Origin of the sequence: Lacinutrix himadriensis (assembly GCF_001418105.1) — a bacterium.
GTDB classification, from domain to species: Bacteria; Bacteroidota; Bacteroidia; order Flavobacteriales; family Flavobacteriaceae; genus Oceanihabitans; species Oceanihabitans himadriense.
Genome location: NZ_LIQI01000032.1, coordinates 23,428 through 44,641 on the forward strand (window position 1 = coordinate 23,428; position 21,214 = coordinate 44,641).

At 33.4% G+C, this 21,214-nt stretch carries 15 protein-coding genes; 10 read left to right on the forward strand and 5 right to left on the reverse strand.

Going from position 1 to position 21,214, the window contains the following annotated elements:
* Positions 1-33 precede the first annotated feature (33 nt).
* Together AMD28_RS17340 and AMD28_RS17345 are read right to left on the reverse strand one after the other, a co-directional pair.
* A complete protein-coding gene (locus tag AMD28_RS17340; RefSeq protein ID WP_241492541.1) occupies positions 34-2,580 on the reverse strand; it encodes a M4 family metallopeptidase in 2,547 nt (848 codons plus the stop codon).
* Between the two features lie 116 nt (positions 2,581-2,696).
* Positions 2,697-3,116, reverse strand: coding sequence for a nucleoside-diphosphate kinase (locus AMD28_RS17345; protein ID WP_055445577.1), 420 nt, complete (start codon positions 3,114-3,116; stop codon positions 2,697-2,699).
* Between the two features lie 88 nt (positions 3,117-3,204).
* Between AMD28_RS17345 and AMD28_RS17350 the strand changes: the two genes are divergently transcribed.
* The 3 genes from AMD28_RS17350 to AMD28_RS17360 are packed head-to-tail and all read left to right on the forward strand — an operon-like array spanning position 3,205 to position 5,966.
* Positions 3,205-4,224 carry a DHH family phosphoesterase gene (locus AMD28_RS17350; RefSeq protein ID WP_055445411.1) on the forward strand — a complete coding sequence of 340 codons (1,020 nt, stop codon included), beginning with the start codon at positions 3,205-3,207 and terminating at the stop codon, positions 4,222-4,224.
* Entirely contained in the window at positions 4,217-4,762 is a 546-nt protein-coding gene (gldI, locus tag AMD28_RS17355) for a gliding motility-associated peptidyl-prolyl isomerase GldI (RefSeq protein ID WP_055445412.1), read from the forward strand. Before AMD28_RS17350 ends, gldI begins: the two co-directional genes overlap by 8 nt.
* Before the next feature lie 22 nt (positions 4,763-4,784).
* Positions 4,785-5,966 (forward strand): peptidylprolyl isomerase, encoded by a 1,182-nt coding sequence (locus tag AMD28_RS17360; protein ID WP_055445413.1) that lies wholly within the window; start codon positions 4,785-4,787, stop codon positions 5,964-5,966.
* Positions 5,967-6,042: 76 nt separating this feature from the next.
* Here AMD28_RS17360 and AMD28_RS17365 read toward each other — a convergent pair whose 3' ends face one another.
* Complete coding sequence (locus tag AMD28_RS17365; RefSeq protein WP_055445414.1) at positions 6,043-7,503, reverse strand: aminoacyl-histidine dipeptidase; 1,461 nt, start codon at positions 7,501-7,503, stop codon at positions 6,043-6,045.
* A gap of 299 nt (positions 7,504-7,802) precedes the next feature.
* On the opposite strand from AMD28_RS17365, the gene AMD28_RS17370 reads away from it, so the two are divergent.
* Entirely contained in the window at positions 7,803-8,870 is a 1,068-nt protein-coding gene (locus AMD28_RS17370) for a DUF3810 domain-containing protein (RefSeq protein ID WP_055445415.1), read from the forward strand.
* Between the two features lie 43 nt (positions 8,871-8,913).
* Positions 8,914-9,246, forward strand: a complete 333-nt coding sequence (locus tag AMD28_RS17375) for a hypothetical protein (protein WP_055445416.1) — start codon at positions 8,914-8,916, stop codon at positions 9,244-9,246.
* A 79-nt stretch (positions 9,247-9,325) separates the two neighbouring features.
* Here the strand turns inward: AMD28_RS17375 and AMD28_RS17380 are convergent, their stop codons facing one another.
* Together AMD28_RS17380 and AMD28_RS17385 are read right to left on the reverse strand one after the other, a co-directional pair.
* Positions 9,326-10,129, reverse strand: a complete 804-nt coding sequence (locus AMD28_RS17380; protein WP_055445417.1) for a DUF6503 family protein — start codon at positions 10,127-10,129, stop codon at positions 9,326-9,328.
* 104 nt (positions 10,130-10,233) lie between these two features.
* A complete protein-coding gene (locus tag AMD28_RS17385) occupies positions 10,234-14,907 on the reverse strand; it encodes a T9SS type A sorting domain-containing protein (RefSeq protein WP_055445418.1) in 4,674 nt (1,557 codons plus the stop codon).
* Between the two features lie 37 nt (positions 14,908-14,944).
* On the opposite strand from AMD28_RS17385, the gene AMD28_RS17390 reads away from it, so the two are divergent.
* The 5 genes from AMD28_RS17390 to AMD28_RS17410 all read left to right on the forward strand — a co-directional run bounded on the left by AMD28_RS17390 (position 14,945) and on the right by AMD28_RS17410 (position 21,118).
* Positions 14,945-15,745 carry a TrmH family RNA methyltransferase gene (locus AMD28_RS17390; RefSeq protein WP_055445419.1) on the forward strand — a complete coding sequence of 267 codons (801 nt, stop codon included), beginning with the start codon at positions 14,945-14,947 and terminating at the stop codon, positions 15,743-15,745.
* Between the two features lie 88 nt (positions 15,746-15,833).
* A complete protein-coding gene (locus AMD28_RS17395; RefSeq protein WP_055445578.1) occupies positions 15,834-17,066 on the forward strand; it encodes a M48 family metallopeptidase in 1,233 nt (410 codons plus the stop codon).
* A gap of 79 nt (positions 17,067-17,145) precedes the next feature.
* Positions 17,146-19,359 (forward strand): RelA/SpoT family protein, encoded by a 2,214-nt coding sequence (locus AMD28_RS17400; protein WP_055445420.1) that lies wholly within the window; start codon positions 17,146-17,148, stop codon positions 19,357-19,359.
* Between the two features lie 24 nt (positions 19,360-19,383).
* The gene (locus AMD28_RS17405; protein WP_055445421.1) at positions 19,384-19,836 is read left to right on the forward strand and encodes a Fur family transcriptional regulator; all 453 of its coding nucleotides are present in this window, start codon (positions 19,384-19,386) and stop codon (positions 19,834-19,836) included.
* A gap of 10 nt (positions 19,837-19,846) precedes the next feature.
* A complete protein-coding gene (locus AMD28_RS17410; RefSeq protein WP_055445422.1) occupies positions 19,847-21,118 on the forward strand; it encodes an adenylosuccinate synthase in 1,272 nt (423 codons plus the stop codon).
* The last annotated feature ends 96 nt before the right edge of the window (positions 21,119-21,214 follow it).

The window sequence follows — 21,214 nt, forward strand, 5'->3', positions numbered from 1 at the left end:
AGCTGTGCTTTTTATTAAGTTATTATAATCTAATTATTCTTTTACAAGTTTTATAACCGTTTTACTATCTAGTGAAGTAACCGTCATAAAGTAAATACCGGAAGCAAGATCTGTAATATTCATTTGTCTTTCAACCTGCATGGTACTTAAATCTATTTGCTTAATAAATCGCCCATTAATATCATGAATACTCGCAGAACTTAAATCTATATTCTGTGTTTTCTTTAATGTAAACATCCCTTTTGAAGGATTTGGATATACTGCAATACTGCTATTTAATGCTTCATATTCTGAAACAGATAATGGCATATTACAATTATAAATTACAAGATCATCTAGATACCAACCTATTATACCGTTACAACCATCTGTACCAATTTCAAATCTAAGTTTAAAAGTGCTATTCGCTCCAAGACCAATTACAGATAAATCTATAATACTTTTTCCCCAACTACCGGTTATAGAACCGCCATCAGAACCTGTAAAGGCATCTTGTCCTTGCATTGGATTATCATTTCCATCTGTATTTAATATGCTGTTATATGCATTATGTGTAAATGCGCCACTTGGCACCATGTTCCAAGTAATTCCATTATTTAAACTATATTTTATATTTCCACCATCCCATTGAAATTCGGTAGCAACGTAATGATCAAAAGCCAGCTCATAAACTCCCTCTGTAAAATCTGGCAAGGTAATTAAAGGACTATCTAGTCTTAGAATTCCGTTTTGTAAATTAGCTGCACAATCTCCATTAATAGGATCTGCACCAAAAACCGCTTGTCCTTCTCTTCCGTTTGGTAAATCCGTTTGAATAGTCCAAGATCTAGACTCCCAAGAAGCAGAATTTACAACAAACTCTGAAACTTGCCAATCTCCTAAACCAGTTTCCCAATTTTCAAAAAATACGGGATCATTTTCTGCTAACTCACATAATTCTGGAGCTTCTTCTAAAATCGCTTCAAAGCCACATTGTTCTGGATTTATGCGCATTTCGACAGCTAAAATCGCTTTCACTAATTCATCATAATCTGCAGTTGTTATTATTTCTCCAGATGCTCCAGCAGGAGTAGCTGTAGTTGTAAGTCCTTCTAAATTAATTCCCATTAAATCTAAACAAGAAGCTTCTAAAGCATCTGCTAACACATAAAAATTACTTGTTGCAGTAAGATACGTGCTCTGTGCTCTCCAAAAAATATGTGCTGCTTTTGTAAAACCAATTCCGCTAATGGTTTGTCCATTATAGGTACCACCATCAACTAACAAAGCATAGGCATGGTTGGATACGCCTGAATTAATATGAACTCCTCCAGAATCCGAATCTGCACAATGGTAAAAATTATCTGTAAGTTTTCCTGGGTTTCCATTACAAGTAGGATCCCAAAGATCCCGTATTGGAGCACTAAAAAAGGATGCATCTTCTCCCATTCTCCATCTCACAGAACTTTGACAACCAGTTCTTAATGAAACATCTTCTCCTTCATCTTCATAATTATTTATTAAATCTACAGTTTCTCCCCAAATATCAGAATACGACTCATTAATAGCTCCAGATTGCCAAGCATAAATTAAATCACTTGTATATTCTGTATATGCATGTCCCCATTCATGTGCAATAACATCATCTGCAGCAGTACCATCACGATAATTAGTAGTAGAACCATTCCAACTTGCATTTGCAACATTAGGATCATTATTAATTGTTCTCATTTGTGCACCTGCACCATCATAAGAATCAAAACCAAAAGTATTGTTAAATAGGTTATACATGTGTCCCGCAGTTTCTACCTCATTTCTTTGCCAGATAGATAATGTTCCTGGTAAAGGATCTCCTTCTTCCCAAACAACAAAAACCGTATTACTCTCGTAAACAACTCTATGTAAAGCACTGGCCATTCCTGTAAATTGCTCTACAATTTCACCAGTAATAGCATCTATAAAAATAAATTCTCTAACATCATTATCATTACGTACTTCCACTTCATAGACAAGATGTTTGGATGTGAAGTTTCCTTGCGCTAGTCCTTTTTGAAAAACATATAATGTGTTTTCATTTACCATTAAAGGAGTTCCTGAAGCATTTATTTTTTGATTTTCAACCGTTTGAAGCGCCAAGCTATTAGCTTTTGAAGCAGATATACTTGGTACAGCATTAAGTTTTATATTAGGAATAAAGTTTCCATTAATAGAAGTTAATTTACTTTCTGTATCAAAATGAAACTTTAATTTACCATCGTACACAGCAACGCCATTATACACTTGATTTAGCGTTAAATGTTTAAATCCGTATGTATCTGTTTTAGATTCTTCAACAATAAACGAATCATTAACCGTTTTCAGATTAAAAATAGCTTTATACTTTTCTAAGAAAGTAAATGCTTTTTCTTCTATCGTTGTTCCTTGGACTTCTAATGGATTACTTTGCTTAAACTTAATAAAGCTTGCAATATTTGTATTCTCATTAATGGAGACAGTTGCATTTGTTTCTTTAACAAAAGAAGAGATACTTCTTTGTGTTTCCTGTCCATAACTAGCAATTGTAAACAAGAATAAAACAAATAGAACTTTTGTTGATTTCATCATCATATTTTTTTTCTAAAGATACTACAGTTATTTCGTTTTTTTAGTTAGCTAGCTTACATAAACAAAAAAAGCCTGCAAATTGCAGGCTTTTTTATACTTGTTATATTTATGTACTAGAACATTTCTCTACCAGAAAAATGGAAAGCGCTTTCAATAGCTGCGTTTTCATCACTATCACTTCCGTGAACAGCGTTTTCACCAATAGATGCTGCATAAAGTTTACGAATAGTTCCTTCTGCTGCGTCTGCTGGATTAGTTGCTCCAATTAAAGTTCTAAAATCTTCCACTGCATTGTCTTTTTCTAAAACTGCTGCTACAATTGGTCCACGTGTCATGTACTCAACTAATTCCCCAAAGAAAGGACGTTCGTTGTGTACTGCATAAAATGCTTGCGCATCTGCAGATGTCATTTGTGTTAACTTTAATGCTACGATTCTAAAACCAGAAGCAGTAATTTTTTCTAAAATTGCACCAATATTCCCTTTTTCAACAGAATCTGGTTTAAGCATTGTAAATGTTCTATTTGTTGCCATTTCTTTTAATTTAATTTTTTGCAAAAGTAATGTATTTCTTCATAAAAACAATATAATCCATTATTAAAAAATTGTATCTTCGCTACTTATGAAAAAACAAGACATTACCAATATAAAGACACTTTTACAATCTCCTAAAAAAATTGTGATTGTTCCTCATAAAAATCCTGACGGAGACGCTATTGGCTCTACATTAGGTCTTTACTTATACCTTTTAAAATATAATCATGAAGTGCGCGTTATTGCTCCAAATGATTATCCTGAATTTTTAAAATGGATGCCTAGCGAAGACACCGTTTTAAAATATGATACCGAAAATGAAGCGAGTAACACCTTAATAAATCAAGCCGAAATTATTTTCACCTTAGATTTTAACGCTTTAAATAGAACTGGAGATATGGAGGCTGTTCTTGCGAAAAGTGAGGCCATAAAAATAATGATAGACCATCACCAACAACCAGATGATTATGCATTATATACCTATAGTGATGTAACGATGAGTTCTACTTGTGAAATGGTATATCATTTTATAGATATGTTAGCCGATGTAAATAAGATTGATGCAGATATTGCTACATGTTTATATACAGGAATCATGACAGATACTGGGTCATTCCGATTTTCTTCGACTACATCTACAACGCATAAAGTGATTGCCGACTTAATAGACAAAGGAGCAGAAAACGCACAAATACACAATGCTATTTACGATACCAATAGCTACAACAGATTACAATTATTAGGTTGTACATTAAGTAATTTAAAGGTTTTACCAGAATATAGAACAGCATATATAACACTCTCTCAACAAGAATTAAATAACTTTGATTACAAAAAAGGAGATACTGAAGGCTTTGTTAACTATGCCCTATCCCTACAAAACATAGTATTTGCTGCTATTTTTATAGAAGACCAAAAGCAAAATATCATTAAAATATCCTTACGCTCTAAAGGTGATTTTTCGGTAAACGAATTTTCAAGAGCACATTTTTCTGGAGGAGGACATACCAATGCTGCTGGAGGTAAAAGTGATAGCGACTTAAATGAAACCGTTGAAAAATTTATTAGTATATTACCAAGCTATAAAAAGGCTTTAAACAATGAATAAGTTTTTAATAATACCATTTATTTTCCTACTATTTGCTTCTTGTAAATCACCAGAAGCAAGAAGACCTGTATCTGCAACTTCTGGTTCTTTTATTGAAGAATCTGTAGAAAGAAACAAAAAGCTCTATGCTAAAGAACAAGTTCGTATTGAAGCTATTATGGATAAGAATCCAGAAAACAACTATATCGCTTCACAAAGTGGTTTTTGGTATTACTATAATACTAAAATAGAAGACAGCATAATTAAACCAAGTTTTGGTGACATTGTAAATTTTAATTATAATGTTAAATCTTTAAATGGAGATTTAATCTACACGAAAGAGGAATTAAAACCCCAAAACTATGCTATGGATAAGCAAGAACTTTTTACTGGTTTACGTGAAGGTTTAAAACTTATGAAATCTGGAGAAACCGTTACTTTTCTTTTTCCTTCACCAAAAGCGTATGGTTATTATGGCGACAATAATAGAATTGGTACTAGCATACCATTAATGTGCGAAGTAACAGTAAATTCAATAACTCTAAATCAATCTAATTAACATGAATTTTTTAAAACAAACTATGAAAATTTTTATTATTGCGCTTTTGCTAAGTGCAACCTCTTGCCAAGATAAATATCCTGATCTTGAAGACGGACTTTACGCAGAATTTGTAACCAACCAAGGTACTATGGTTGCTAAATTGTATTTTGAACAAGCACCTGTTACTGTTGCAAACTTTGTTGCTTTAGCAGAAGGTACACATCCAAATGTTACAGATTCCTTAAAAGGAAAAAGATTTTATAACGGTATTATTTTTCACAGAATTATCGACAAGTTTATGATTCAAGGAGGAGATCCTACAGGAACTGGATCTGGAGATCCTGGATATAAATTTACTGATGAGTTTAACCCAGAATTGAGACACAATAAACCAGGGATTTTATCCATGGCAAATTCTGGAGCAAACACTAATGGTAGTCAGTTTTTCATAACAGAAGGTCCTACACCAAACTTAGATGCATTTGATGCACAAGGAAATTTAAAAAAATGTGACAACCCAAGAGTAAGTTGTCATGCTGTTTTTGGAGAAGTAGTTTTAGGAATGGATGTACAAGACAGTATTTCTAACGTAGAAACACAAAAACCAAACAACAAGCCTTTAGTAGATGTAGTTATTACGGAACTAAACATTATTAGAAAAGGAAAATTAGCGAAAGCTTTTGATGCTCCTAAAGTGTACACTGAAGAGTTACCAAAAATTGACGAAAACATAAAAAAACTGAAAGAAGAGTCTGAAGCAAAACTGAAAGAACAAGCAAAACAAGCGACTGAAAACTTCTTAAAAAAGAACGAAAGCTTAGAAGGAACCATAAAAACACTTCCTACTGGTTTAGTAATGATTATTGATGAAGCTAAAAACGGTGTAAAACCAAATTCTACAGATAAAGTTCTAGTTAATTATGCTGGATTCTTTGAAGACGGCAGATTATTTGATACCAGTTGGGTTCAAGTTGCTAAAGATAACGACCAATATAACGAACAACGCGATAAAGGTAACGGATACAAGCCTTTTGCAATGATTTATAATGAAACTGCTGGATTAGTTCCTGGTTTTAGAGAAGCAATGCTTAACATGAACGTTGGTGATAAAGCACACGTTTTCATACCTAGTTATTTAGGTTATGGTGAAAACGGAATGGGACCAATTCCTGGAAACACAAACTTAGTTTTTGACTTAGAAATAATGGGGATTCAAAAGTAATTCCTAATTGTATTACCTAAAAAAAGCAGCTCGATGAGCTGCTTTTTTGTTTTCTACTATATTGTATTTACTGTTCTTACTTTTTAGGAATCTCTTTCAAAATCTCTAAAACAAACTTCCAGTATTTTTGAGCAGAAGAAATACTTGCTCTTTCATCTGGAGAGTGTGCTCCTTTAATGGTTGGTCCAAAACTAATCATTTCCATTTCTGGATAATGCGTTCCAAGGATACCACATTCTAATCCTGCGTGACAAGCAGCAACATGTGCTTTTTCGCCATTCATTTTTTCATATAAACCATCTAATACTTTTAGTATAGAAGAATCCATATTTGGTGCCCAACCAGGATAATCACCAGATAGTTCTACCTCACAACCTGTAAGCTCAAAAGTTGCACGAAGTGTATTTGCTAAATCGTCTTTTGCACTCTCAACAGAAGAACGCGTTAAACATCCTATTTTAATGGCACCATCTTTAATAATTACTCTCGCAATATTATTCGATGTTTCTACCAAACCAGGAATCTCTGCACTCATTCTATACACACCATTACAAGCCGCATAAATTGCTCTTGTTATTCCTTCTTGTACACCAAGATCCATTATAGTTTCTGGTGTTTCCGTTTTAGAAACTGTAATTTCTAAATCCGGTTCCATAGTTCTTAATTCGGTTTTAATGGTTTTTGCCATTTCTTCCATTTCTGCTATAAAAGCAGCCTCATGCACCGCATCGATTGCAACTATAGCGTTACTTTCTCTTGGAATTGCATTACGTAAGCTTCCTCCATCAATTTCAGAAATACGTAAACCAAAGTTTTCAAAACCGTCAAATAAAACACGGTTCATAATTTTGTTCGCATTCCCTAAACCTTCATGGATTTGCATTCCAGAGTGTCCGCCTTGTAAACCGTTTACCGTAATAGCAAACCCTGTTTTAAATTCTGGCGTTTCTTCTACATTATACTCTCTAGTTGCTGTAACATCGATTCCACCAGCACAACCTACTCCTATTTCATCATCTTCTTCGGTATCTAAGTTTAATAAGATTCCGCCTTCCAGCAAACCTCCTTTTAAACCCATTGCTCCTGTCATACCCGTTTCTTCATCAATGGTAAATAAAGCTTCAAGTGCTGGATGTGCAATATCGGTACTTTCTAAAATAGCCATAATAGTTGCAACACCTAAACCGTTGTCTGCTCCAAGCGTAGTTCCTTTTGCACGTACCCAGTCTCCTTCTACATACATTTCAATTCCTTGGGTATCGAAATCGAATTCTGTATCATTATTTTTTTGGTGTACCATATCTAAATGCGATTGCATTACAATAGTAACTCTATCTTCCATTCCAGAAGTAGCAGGCTTTTTTATAATAACATTTCCTACTTCATCTTCAATAACTTCTAAACCAAGCTTGTTTCCAAAATCTTTCATAAACGCAATAACACGTTCTTCTTTTTTAGATGCTCTTGGCACTGCATTAAGGTCTGCAAACTTGTTCCAAAGTTGTTGCGGTTCTAGTTCTCTTATTTCTGAATTCATTTGTATATATTTTTGAAAGTGCGAAGATACGAATAGTCTACTAACTAACCTTGCAGGTTTTAAAAACCTCAGCATAAAGAAGGCAAGTTATTTGACTCTGCTTTTAAATAAAATAAAACACCCCTAAAGTCTCCTCGAGGGGACAATGCTATATTTAAACGAAGGAAATTGTCTTCTTGAAAAGAAGATAGGTCTAAAAAAATAGGATAACTATTGCCATGAAAACTTCTTTCTATCCTCCTATTTTTTTTTCAAAGGCTACAAGCAAAGTATTAGCTACATTTGTTTATTTTTGAAAGATGCTGAAAAACCCAAAAACCTATATTGCTTTTTCTATAGTACCACTTTACTTTATAGTGAAGTTGTTTTCTAGATTCCCAGAATTTATAGAAACCTATTATAGTAACGGTTTGTATCCAGTAATTTCGAATCTTTTTAGATTTACCTTGGGATGGATTCCGTTTTCATTTGGCGATTTAGTGTATGCTTTTTCTATTATTTACATGATTCGATGGTTTATTCTGAATAGAAAGCGGATAATAAACGATACCAAAAACTGGTTGATTGATGTTTTTGCTGCAGTTTCCATTATCTATTTCGCCTTTCATCTTTTTTGGGCTATGAATTATTACAGACAGCCTTTACACCAAAATTTAAATTTAGAAGCAGATTATACCACAGAACAATTAATTAAGGTTACCAAACAGCTGATTGAAAAATCGAATGCTTTACATCTTCAAATCACCAATAACGATACAGTAAAAGTGGTAATGCCTTTTAGTAAAACCGAATTATTACAACAAGTCCCAAATGGTTATGCCGTTTTAGAGAAAGATTTCCCACATCTTTCCTATAAAAGAAAAAGCATTAAAAAATCATTATTTAGTTTACCCTTAACTTTTATGGGCTTTTCTGGTTATTTAAATCCGCTGACCAATGAAGCACAGGTAGATGCTTTAATACCTAAATATAAATTCCCAACAACCGCTTCGCATGAAGTTGCGCATCAACTAGGTTATGCTAAAGAAAATGAAGCTAATTTTATTGGTTTTCTAGCAGCAACAAATAATCCGGATATCTACTTTAATTATTCTGGTTTCACGTTCGGATTAAAACATTGTTTATTGGAAGTGTATCGAAGAGACCCAATAGTTTATGAAGCATTATTAGACAGCATACATCTTGGTATCATCAAGAATTACCAAGAAACACAAGACTTTTGGAATAGCTATCAAAATATTACAGAGCCTATTTTTAAACTGTTTTACACCAACTTTTTAAAAGCCAATAATCAACAAGGTGGTATGAAGAGTTACAGTTATGTGGTGGCTCTTTTGGTAAATTATTATCAAAGTGAAACGCTATAATTAGATGATTTTTTCATAAATTAGTAGTATTAAACCATATCTTATGAAAACTACACAAATACTAGTTGCTCTTTTTATAAGCTCTTTTTCTTTTGCACAAACCTTAGAGCTAAAGAAAATAGAAAAGGAAAGTTATTCTTTTTTTGACAGCTATACTTTTGAAAAAATTCTGGTTTTAGAAACAAATTTAAAAACGACAGCACCTTTTAAAAAATTTGAAGCGATACCTAATGGGAACTTAGTTTTTACGCCACAAAATTTTAATAGACTTACAGCGTATCCAGATTTTACTAGTTATACTTTAAAAAACGAGTTACGTAAAGTGATGTTAGAAATTCCCGGTTTACATAGACCTATTAATCCGGATTCTTTTTAATTTTAAACTTAAAATACCACATAAAAAAAAGCGAACATTATATAATGTTCGCTTTTTTTTATGTGATATTAAAGAACGCTTAGTTTGCGAATTCTCCATTTTCAGGTTTAGCAAATGTACTAGATGGCATCGCTGTATTCGTAATTTGAACCTCTGTAAATTCTGTACTATGCTTAGCTTCAGTTGGTTTATCATCTTTAAAACCGTAACCTACAATTGTTTTAGGCAATAATACGCCATTCACTTTTTGCCAGTTATTATATCTTCTAAAGTGTAATTCTTTTTTATCTATTCCTGGTACAAAAGAAACGGTATAGCCTAACCATTCCATTTGGTATGTTGTAGGGTTGTAATATAACACGTAACGATCTTCTGGTGTTTCACCAACTCCTGCGTTATATGTTACTTGTATTCCTGGGTAGGTTACACCTTCAAAAACTAAAGGTTCTGCATCTGCATAGTTAATTCCGTCATCAGACAAGATAAAAGGCATCGCATAGAAATAGAACATTAAGTTATATTTATATTTTGACATTTTCCCGTTGTAATCTCCTTCGGTTTTATTTACAAACCACGCTTTTTCACCATCAAAACCAATACTTTCTTTTGGGTTATCTACTAATCCTTCTCTTGAAATTAAGTTTGTGGTTATCACTTCTTTTCCATTTGGCTTTTCCATTGTGAAAGCTAAGGATTTCATAGATTTCCATGTATCAATTCCGCCATGTGCATCAAATACCTTAGTAAGGTTTTCTGGATAGCTAACTGCTGGAGTTTCTACTATTACTTCTTCTACACTCTCTGTAGCTTCTTCTGTTTTTGTGTTTTGTTTACATGCCGAAAATGTAATTACTAAGGCAATTGCAAAAATGTAGTTTTTCATCAATATTTTTTTGGTTTGTAACTATGTCGAAAAGCGAAAATAAACATTACAAAAAAAGCTTCCGTTTTACGGAAGCTTTTATAACTTAAATTTAACGTATCTAATTATTGAACAATTAGCTTCTCTACCACTTTAAAGCTTTCGCCTTTAAGTACTACAAAATACATTCCTTGTGATAAATTAGATATATCAAAGCTAACCTTAGTCTGATTAGCAATAGCACTTGGTTTGTTTACTAATTTACCTTGTACATTATAAATGCTAACTAGCACCTTTTCAGCGACAGCGGTATTAAACTGAATATTAACTGTGTTATTTGCTGGATTAGGATACATAGAATAACTTATTGTAGAAAATTCGCCCACAGAAAGTGTTGTTACAAATTCACTCTCAAAAATATTTGTTGTAATTGCTGGATTAAAATCGAAATAGATATCTGCAACATTTGGAATAATATCTCCGTCTTGGTAACCAGCTAATGGTTTAATTTTAAAGTACACAAAACCATGACTGTTTGGTTCATCCATGCTTTCGCTTGGTAAGTTAATATCCTCAAATTGCCATTTTAAATCACTACCTACTCGCGTTACCATATAATCATGACTTGCATTAAGCATCTTAAATGTAGAAGCATCTAATTGCGCGTCTAAAACATCTTCTACTCTAATATCTAAAGCTTCTGCTGTTCCTAAGTTTTGGAAATTTATGGTGTAGTATAAATAGTCTTCGTTTGTAAATTCGTCTAACTTAATTTCTGGTCCGTGTGCTTCTAATTTGTTATTAGGATCATACGAGTTCACCACTTCTTGTGTTAAGACAGATTGGTTATTACTAGTGTCGATATCATCTACAGTATATACCACCATATTGGTAACAAGATCTCCAATATTTAAATTGGTAGGAACATCTAATGTTATATTCACAAATTCTTGCGCACCTGCTTGTAAGTTATTAAAATCTAAAACAAAGCCAGTTGCTGTATTTGTTACCGAGTTACCAGTATCCACATTAGAAACATTATTTAAAGTTAATAAAGCATCCTGAGTAAAGATTACCGATCCGGAAACAGGTATACTTCCATGATTTTCTACAATTAAAGTATAGTAAGCGCTTACTCCTGGTCTAGGCGGCACACTAGATAATAATGCAACACCTATATCTTCACAGTTTTGAATTGCTGTAATTGGGAAATCTACTTGCAACGTTTCTCCTCCTATTACCGAAACATCTTCCATTAAAGTAATGGTTTGACTTAAACAACCGCCATAACCTTCATAGATAGTAAAGCTAATATCATAAGTATTTGCATCGGAATAATTCGGAATTGTAAAATGCCCTGTAGAAGCATGCACATAATTTATAATACCACTGTTATTAACTTCATAAGAAAACTCGCCCTCAGTAAAGTTAAATTCGGAAGCATCAAAAATAGCATTCGTATTTTCATCTATAAAAGCATTGACTTCTATAAATCCTATAGTTCCAGCACAAGATGCTGTAAAATCCCAAGGATCATTAGTACAACTAGTAACAGAACCATCTGAAGTCACACCTACCGTGATAGAATCGCCTGAAGATGTAAATACTAAACCAGTTAAATCTCCTTCATTTCCATAACCTTCATATAAAATAGTACCATCGGTATCTGTTATCACTAATTCATCATACGTATTCTCTGTCGTTCCAGAATTAAAAACAACAACGACTGGCGATCCATCATTGCTAGAAAAAAGAAACTGTGAAGTATCATTATTCGTATAACAATAGGTTTGATTTATGGTTTCTCCTGAAGCGCAATCTATAATTTGATTAGGATCATTCTTTGTTGTAAAACTTTCTTCCGAACACCCTGTTGCTGGACCATTATCATTATAAGGTACAATAGTAACATAATATGTGGTTTCATAAGTTAACATTCCAGGTTCGTAGGTTAATACATTCCCAACATCCACACCATCTAAAACATCTGTTGCTCCTGGAGTTGTTCCCACATATAAGGTATATCCAGTTACCGCTATTGTTGCAGCGTTCCAACTTAAGTCCGTATCTAAATCCACAGCAACCGCCTCATTTAAAGATTCTATAAGTGAAGCATTACAATTTGGAAGTGCAGTTGTGTCTAAGCAGGTGACATCAAAATCCCACGGATCATTAGTACAACTAGTAACAGAACCATCTGAAATTACACCTACCGTTATAGCGTCTCCCGAAGATGTGAAGATTAAACCTGTTAAATCTCCATCATCCCCATAACCTTCATATAAAATAGTACCATCGGTATCTGTAATTACTAAGGCATCATAGGTATTCTCTGTCGTTCCTGAATTGAAAACAACAACTAGTGGCAATCCATCAGTACTAGTAAAAACAAACTGTGTAGTATCTTCATTGGTATAGCAATAGGTTTGGTTTACTACTTCTGCAGAAGCGCAATCTACAGCTACATCTACTGTAGTAGGACAGCTTTCTACAACTAATTCTAACGCTACAATATCAGCACATTCCGGTACATTTGATTCTACTCTAACATAAATGGTTTGCGGATTTGTTACATTCACATAAGCACTTGTAGGGTAGATAATTCCTGCCCCATCTTCTGCTTCTGCTAAAGTTGCGTAATAGGATACAGAAGTGTTGTTAGGATCTAGTCCTCCTAAGATCTCGTTCGTTTTTGAATCTAGATTAAAGGTTGCTTCATCATTTGTACCACAAGCTACTAAAGGTGTTGGTTGTGTTGCTATAACAGCTTCACTTACCAAAATGGTTAAGTATAAAATACTGGAACAGGAAGAATTGTCATAATTTACACTCACATATATTGTTTGTGCATTTGTAATATTAGTATAACTGGTAGGATCTGCAATTTCATTTAATTGGTTTTCAGCATCTGTTAAGGATTCATGATATGTAATTGTTGCATTTATAAATTCCGATTCAATTACTGTTAAATCAAAAACGTTAATACCATCACCATCTGTTTCACAGGACACCAAAGGATTAAGACTTGTAGGTGTTGTAGTCACTACTAATTGGAAAGGTCCTATAGAATTGCAACCTGTAATAAGATTTGTTCCTCTTACAAAAACAGTTTGCGGGTTGCTAATGTTGGTATAATTATCTGCAGATGCTATGCTATTTGTATTATTTTCTGCATCTTCTGGAGTTAGGTAAAAAGTTAATTCTACGTCCGAACTTCCATTTATTTGTTGGTCTACATGTGTCACTAAATCAAAGGATGCAACGTCGTTATTTCCACATTGTACTGCATCACCAATACCGCTTAAATCTAAACCATTATTCACATCTAATAAACAGTCAACAATACTGTAACATGCATTTGTTAGAGTATTAACTCTTGCATAAATGGTTTGGTTACTATCCACTACATAAATATCTGGTAATATGTTTGTTTCGTTATCGGCATCTGCCATGGTAGCATAATAAGCAACCGTATAATCTGTGTTTCCGTTAGTTATACCTGCATTCATATCCGTTAAATTAAATGCAGCAAAACCATCGCTGTTTGCACAATTAATTAATTCTGAAGGATATACTTGTGGAGATAAATTAACTACTAAATCAAACATTGTGGTTTCAAAACTACCAGTATTACTATTTTCCACTCTAGCATATATAGTAAATGGGTTACTGGTATAGCTATTATAATCGCTTGTATGTGCAATAGCATTTGTTGCATTTTCTGCATCTACTAAACTTTCATAATACGTAACAATACTACAAGTAGATCCTCCAGTAATTACATTTGTTTGCGTTGTTAAATTAAAATCTACATCAAACTCATAAGGTCTACAAACCTCCATGTTTTCTGGATCTTGCCCTATCAAACTGTTAGTCAGCATAACATCTTGAAGTATGGTATTCGATTCAAAACCATTTGGATCGTAATAGGTTATTTCAGCAGTGTACACTTCATCCTCTGTAGGACAAACATTAATACTAGCATCATTACTTACAAACTGACTAGAATTATCATACCATGTATATACATTTTCGGTATTATTTCCTCCGGAAGGACTAAAACGCCAAGCCTCAATAGTTGCCTCCCAAGCTCCAGTATTTCTTCCCGGAGGAACAACCGCTTGAGTACCTGCAGGATTTTGAATTCCTACAACTGCATTTCCACTATTCCAAGTAGCACAAAGTGGCTTATTTAAAAGGTATACTTCAACAACATTGGTTGTTTCGTACAAAACAATCATTTGCGTTGTTCTTAAATCGTTACAAGAAAAATTTGCCATATCCATAAAACTAACCACCCACACTCTAAAAGGAGCAACTCCTTTAACCTCGTAAGCAATTTCTCCATTAACACTTGCGTCCATATCATGCGCTGCACCAAAAATATTAGCATCACTCAATGCCGTATTCGTATTGTTTGGTAAAGTTTCTGTAAAAGCCCAACCATTAAAACCATTAGCCTTAGTAGTATCAAAAGAAATCACGCCATTACCCCCAATTATTAGATCACTATACGTATCTCCATAAAATGAAAAATCAAATGGAAGATTAAGAATACCACTCCATGTATCATCTAAATTTAAAGAAGTTCCAGAATCTAAACCATCAAAATTGGATGGCGGATTAAAAGGAATACTCGCTACCGTATAATTTGAAGTTTCCTGAATTAACGGAAAGTCCACCGTAAGGTCTGAACAGCCAGTACTACAATCGAGCTCCTGTGTAATATAAGAGGATTGCGAATAATGGTTTAAACTAAATAAAACGGTAAGTAGTAATAAAAGTATTTTTTTCTTCATAATAATGTAACTTTGTGCTCACAATATAGGTAAATTAATGGGCTTCAAACAAATAACAAGTACGCAAAATTCTTACATTAAAGAATTAGTTTTTTTAAAAGAGAAATCTAAGAACAGAAAACAGTCCGGATTATTTTTAATTGAAGGAGAACGCGAGGTATCCTTAGCTTTAAAAGGAAATTATGAAATAGCAACTATTCTATTTTACCCGCAATTATTTTCGGAAGAAAAACTAAACAAGCTTCACCTTTCGGAAGTGGATATTATAGAAGTTTCTAAAGACGTATATCAAAAACTAGCATACAGAGGCACTACCGAAGGTATTATTGCTATTGCAAAAACAAAAGAATTATCTATTGAAAACCTAAAATTCAATACCCAAAACCCATTAGTTTTAATTGCCGAAGCTCCAGAGAAACCTGGAAATATTGGTGCTATTTTACGTACCGCAGATGCTGCGAATGTAGATGCTATAATTATAGCAAACCCCAAAACAGATCTTTACAATCCCAATATAATTCGCTCTAGCGTTGGCTGTGTATTTACCAACCAAATTGCTACAGGAACTACGGAGGAAATCATATCTTTTTTAGACAAAAACAACATCGCTATTTATAGTGCTATTTTACAAGAAGCAGTAAATTATCACAAACAAGATTACACCAAAGCTTCTGCCATTGTAGTTGGTACCGAAGCAGATGGTTTGAGTGATACTTGGCGAAAAGCTTCCAAACAAAATATTAAAATACCCATGCAAGGCGAAATTGATTCTATGAACGTTTCGGTTGCTGCAGGGATTTTAATTTTTGAAGCGAAAAGACAACGGAATTTTCTTTAAAAAATTTCGCAATAATCAAAATACAAATAACAAAATCCAAAAACGTACTTTTGGCATTTCGTTTTTTAATTTTTTGGAATTTGAATTTATGACACCTACTACTCTATTTTACATCATAATAGCCATTTTAATCATCGATTTTATAATTGATAAAACACTCGATGCATTAAATGCAAAACATTATAAAGATGTTGTTCCTGAAGAATTACAAGATGTTTACGATGCCTCGGAATACAATAAATCGCAAGATTATAAGCAAACGAATTATAAATTTGGAATATTAACTTCTACGTTCTCTATTATATTAACACTAGGTTTTTTAATTTTTGATGGTTTTGAAGCAATTGACAATATTGCTAGAAGTTATTCTGAAAACCCTATACTTATCGCATTAATTTTCTTCGGAATAATTATGATAGGAAGCGATATCCTCACCACTCCTTTTAGTTATTACCAGACTTTTGTTATTGAGGAGAAATTCGGATTCAACAAAACCACAAAAAAGACCTTTTGGTTCGATAAAATCAAAGGATGGTTTATGATGACTATTCTGGGAAGCCTTATACTTTCTGCAATAATTTGGTTTTACCAAACCACAGGAAACCAATTTTGGCTGTATGCTTGGGCTTTAGTTACTGCTTTTACGGTTTTTATGAATATGTTCTACGCCAAACTTATCGTACCACTTTTCAATAAACAAACGCCATTAGAAGCTGGAAGTCTTCGCGATAAAATCTCAGCCTATGCAAAAACAGTTGGTTTTACCTTAGACAAAATTTTTGTTATTGATGGATCCAAACGAAGCACCAAAGCAAATGCATATTTCTCCGGATTTGGTAGTGAAAAACGCGTTACTTTATATGACACATTAATTAACGATTTAGACGAAGAAGAAATAGTTGCTGTGCTTGCGCATGAAGTTGGTCATTACAAAAAGAAACATATTATATTTAACTTGGCTGCTTCGGTTTTACTAACAGGTTTCACCCTTTTTGTACTTTCCTTGTTTATTTCAAAACCTATATTATCACAAGCTTTAGGTGTAGAAACGCCTAGTTTTCATATTGGATTAATTGCTTTCGGAATTTTATATAGTCCGCTTTCTGAAATCACAGGATTACTAATGAACTGGTTTTCACGCAAATTTGAATACCAAGCAGATGATTATGCAAAAAACACGTATAAAGCCGAACCTTTAATTACTTCCTTAAAAAAGCTATCTAAAAACAGCTTAAGTAATTTAACGCCACATAAAGCGTACGAATTTATGCATTATTCGCATCCTTCTTTATTAAAGCGAATTCAGAATTTGAGAAAATAATTTCCTCATATTAAATTACATGCAACTTTAAACTAAAAAGGGTTGTGCATTAATTTTCTTTATACTATTTTTAATACTTATGACAGATGCAGAAATAGAAAAAGAAAACGCAGCCATTACCAAAGCATATAAAGAACTGCTTAAGGTAAGTTACAGAACGCTTAGTACTGAAGATAAAAAACTAATCCGAAAAGCCTTTGAAGTTGCTGTAGATGCACACAAAGAACAACGCAGAAAATCGGGTGAAGCTTATATTTTCCATCCTATTGCGGTTGCTAAAATTGTAGCACAAGAAATCGGATTAGATGCAACCTCTATTGCTGCAGCGCTGCTTCATGACGTTGTAGAAGACAATGAAGACTATTCCATTCAAGACATTGAACAGCTTTTTGGTGAAACGGTAGCCAAAATTGTAGACGGACTTACAAAAATTTCTTCGCTTAATAAAGACATGGATGTTTCTATGCAAGCAGAGAATTTTAGAAAAATGCTACTCACACTTAATGATGATGTTCGTGTTATCATTATTAAAATAGCAGATAGATTGCATAATATGCAGACTATGGATTCTATGCGAGCAGACAAGCAAGTGAAAATTGCTAGCGAAACGCTTTATATTTACGCTCCTTTGGCACATAGAATCGGACTTTATAATATTAAAACCGAACTCGAAGATCTTGGCTTAAAATATACAGAACCAGAAGTATATAATGACATTTTGCTTAAAATGAAAGAAAGCAAAGAAGATCAAGACATCTATATCAAAGAATTTAATGATGTTATAAAAAACTCTCTAGATAAAGAAAACCTAAATTACGATATCAAAGGAAGACCAAAATCTATTTTTTCTATTCGAAGAAAAATAATAAATCAAGGTGTTTCCTATGATGAAGTGTACGACAAATTTGCCGTTCGTATTATTTATAAAAGTGATCCGGAAAACGAAAAATTTCTAGCTTGGAAAATCTATTCCATAGTAACCGATCATTTTAGACCAAATCCTACACGACTTCGTGATTGGATTTCTTCCCCAAAATCTACAGGTTACGAAGCATTACACATTACGGTAATGGGGCCAAAAGGTCGTTGGGTAGAAGTGCAAATCCGTAGTGAACGGATGAATGAAATTGCAGAAAAAGGCTATGCTGCACATTATAAATACAAAAACAAAGAAGAAAAAGAAGATAGCTTAGAAACTTGGATAAACAGACTACAAGAGGCATTAGAAAATCATGGCGCAAATGCGGTGGATTTTGTAGAGCAATTTAAACTCAACCTGTATTCTAAAGAGATTTTTGTTTTCACACCACAAGGAGATTTAAAATCCTTACCAAAAGGAGCCACTCCGTTAGATTTTGCATTTAGTATTCATACCGAAGTTGGCATGAAAACAAGAGGTGCAAAAGTAAATGGTAAATTAGTTCCTTTAAGTCACGAATTAAAAAGTGGGGATCAAGTAGATATATTAACTTCCGAAAGCGCGAAACCGAACCCAAACTGGTTAGATTACGCCACAACAGCAAGAGCTAGAAGCAAAATTAAAACCGCTTTAAAAGAAAGCACAAAACTGGTTGCAGAAGAAGGAAAAGAAATTTTAAGAAGAAAATTAAAACAACTTAAAATCACTTTAAACGAAAATTCAGTAAATGAAATGGTAAGTCATTTTAAACTTAAAACAAGTTTAGACTTATTTTATCGTGTTGGCTCTGGCGCTATAGATAACATCATGCTAAAGGAATATGCTTCGTCTAGAAGTAATGCTTTTGTTAGTTATATAAAGAATAAAATTTCAAGAAAAACAACGCCTACTAAAGAAGAGCTTGAAAAAGACGAGATTACAAATAAATACGACTTACTTGTTTTTGGTAAAGAGGAAGAAAAATTGGACTATAAATTAGCAGTCTGCTGTAACCCTATTCCTGGAGATTCCGTTTTTGGATTCTTAACCATAAATGAAGGAATTAAAGTACATAAAAAGAATTGTCCTAATGCGGTAAGCATGCAATCAAACTACGCTTACAGAATTTTATCTGCTAAATGGATAGATTCTAGTCAGCAAGATTTTTCAGCACAAATCATACTTTCCGGTATCGATAATTTAGGTTTAGTAAATAACATTACTAAAATGATATCTTCCAATATGCACGTTAATATGAAAAGCATAAGTTTTCAAAGTGATGATGGCATCTTTTCAGGAAAAATAAATGTCGTAGTGAAAAACAAAAACTTATTAACAAAACTTATGGATAACCTTAAAAAAATTAATGGAATTGATAAGGTTAAAAGAGTATAAAAAGTGTAAATTTACGCCGAAATTATGAGTGTAAAAACAGATACAAAAAACCAGGAGATTGTAAAGAATGTCTTTACTAAGTTTCTTGAAAGTAAAGGACATCGTAAAACGCCTGAGCGTTACGCGATTCTACAAGAGATTTATAATAGTGACGTGCATTTTGACATTGAGTCGTTGTACCTAAACATGAAAAATAAAAAATATCGTGTTAGTAGAGCAACTCTTTATAATACAATAGAATTACTTCTAGAATGTGCATTGGTAAGAAAGCACCAATTTGGGCAAAGCCAGGCACACTATGAAAAATCTTATTTTGATAAGCAACACGATCACGTAATTCTTACAGATACCGGAGAAGTCATCGAGTTTTGTGATCCAAGAATTCAATCTATTAAAAAAACAATAGAAGAAGTTTTTGATATTGAAATCACAAACCACTCACTATACTTTTACGGCACAAAAAAAGCAACTAAATAACTAAATTATAATGGCAGTAGATTTACTACTAGGTTTACAATGGGGAGATGAAGGCAAAGGAAAAATTGTCGATGTTTTAACCGCTAACTACAATATTATTGCACGTTTTCAAGGTGGTCCAAATGCAGGACACACTCTAGAATTTGATGGCATTAAACACGTTTTAAGAACGATTCCTTCCGGAATTTTTCACGACGAATCTATCAATGTAATTGGTAATGGAGTTGTAATAGACCCTGTAGTTTTTGCTAAAGAACTAGAAGGTTTAGATCAATTTAATTTAGATTATAAAACCAAGCTTATCATTTCTAGAAAAGCCCACGTAATCCTACCAACGCACAGACTTTTAGATGCTGCAAGTGAAGCCTCTAAAGGAAAAGCAAAAATTGGTTCTACCTTAAAAGGAATTGGTCCAACATACATGGATAAAACCGGTAGAAACGGAATTCGTGTTGGGGATTTAGAACTAAGCGATTGGAAAGAAAAATACAGAGCTTTAGCAAATAAGCACGAAGCTATGATTGCCTTCTACAATGTAGATGTGCAATACGATTTAGAAGAAATGGAAGCAGAATTCTTTGAATCTATTAAAGTTTTAAAGTCTTTACAATTTATTGACTCTGAAGAATATTTATACCAAGCACAAAAAGCTGGAAAAACCATTCTTGCTGAAGGAGCGCAGGGTTCTCTTCTAGATATCGATTTTGGAACCTATCCTTTTGTAACATCAAGTAATACCACAGCTGCAGGAGCCTGTACTGGCTTAGGCGTTGCACCAAACCAAATTGGCGATGTATATGGTATTTTTAAAGCATACACCACTAGAGTTGGTTCTGGTCCTTTCCCAACAGAACTTTTTGATAAAGTTGGTGAAGATATGGCAATCATTGGTAATGAAGTTGGCGCAGTTACAGGAAGAGCAAGACGTTGTGGTTGGTTAGATTTAGTAGCATTAAAATATGCTTGCCAAGTAAATGGTGTGACTAAATTAATGATGATGAAAGGAGATGTACTTTCTGGATTTAAAACACTTAAAATTTGTACAGCGTACAAATACAAAGGGGAAACGATTACGCATTTCCCTTATAATGTAGAACCAGAAAATCTAGAACCAATCTATACTGACTTTAAAGGTTGGAAAGAAGATTTAACGCAAATGACAGATAAGTCACAATTCCCAAAAGAATTAAACGACTATATCGCTTTTCTTGAAAAAGAATTAGAAATCCCTATTCATGTGGTTTCTGTTGGTCCAGATAGAAAGCAAACTATATATATGTAATAAACGCATATAAAAAATAAAATCAAACCTGTCTTGTAACCACTCGACAGGTTTTTTAGTATTAAAAAAATCTTAATCTGCAATAACACATCATAA